Source organism: Photorhabdus africana, assembly GCF_035181445.1.
GTDB classification, from domain to species: Bacteria; Pseudomonadota; Gammaproteobacteria; order Enterobacterales; family Enterobacteriaceae; genus Photorhabdus; species Photorhabdus laumondii.
This window is the reverse complement of sequence record NZ_JAXBVE010000216.1, coordinates 1-352: the sequence shown is the minus strand read 5'-3', so window position 1 is coordinate 352 and position 352 is coordinate 1. Positions and strand designations below refer to the sequence as shown.

Here is a 352-nt window from a genome sequence, read left to right as displayed (position 1 = left end):
AGCCGGGCCCCCACCACCATAGCCAGATGAGAGCCAGACAGGGCAGGAGGGCCAGTATCAGCGAGGCGGTGGCTTTCAGTGGCGGCAGACGCGGCCTCGCCGGTTTTTTGAGATTGTTGAGCAGCAGAGAAAGCCAGTTCATGGGTTAACGCTCCTGTTGGTGGTCGTCGCCTTGGCGGGGGCGGTCATCGGGGCTTTTTCTGCCAGGGCCGCCAGCAGGCCGGGCTCCCAGTCGGCGAGCGACAGGTGTTGTCCTGCCTGGCGCAGATGACGGTAATGTTGTTGTGCCAGCGCGCTCATGCCCGCCTGTTCCAGTAGCTGTGCTGTCAGTAACTGACCGTAGAACTGATCC

The 352-nt window shown here is 62.5% G+C and carries 1 protein-coding gene; it reads right to left on the bottom strand.

Annotated features, from left to right (window positions below; translation table 11 throughout):
* Nucleotides 1-138 precede the first annotated feature (138 nt).
* Nucleotides 139-352, bottom strand: a 214-nt coding sequence (locus tag SLS51_RS23465; RefSeq protein WP_323840872.1) for a type VI secretion system domain-containing protein, incomplete at its 5' end; no start/stop codon positions are given.